Raw genomic sequence first — 274 nt, forward strand, 5'->3', positions numbered from 1 at the left:
CTTGTTCTTCCGCTTGCGTTGGAAATCTATCAAAATAGTGTTCTCCTAATTTTATTTCTTCACCTACAACTTTCTTCCAATCGTGGTTTCCATACCCCTCAAGCCTTGTTCGATTCCTCTCAAAAATCTTTATGTGGCTTTCAATAATTAATCGTTCATCCTGATTTGTGATTTCATATAAATCATCACCTATTTCAAATCCCATTTCTTCTAAAGAGCGTTCACTAGATGATGCTACATGTTCATCATGTTCTACCCTGTCTTCAACTCGTTC

At 36.5% G+C, this 274-nt stretch carries 1 protein-coding gene; it reads right to left on the reverse strand.

The window, feature by feature from the left end:
• Positions 1–274: hypothetical protein (locus tag A194_RS19165; protein WP_040403442.1), on the reverse strand; the 274-nt coding region annotated here is incomplete at both ends.

Origin of the sequence: Alkalibacillus haloalkaliphilus C5, assembly GCF_000269905.1 — a bacterium.
GTDB classification, from domain to species: Bacteria; Bacillota; Bacilli; order Bacillales; family Alkalibacillaceae; genus Alkalibacillus; species Alkalibacillus haloalkaliphilus_A.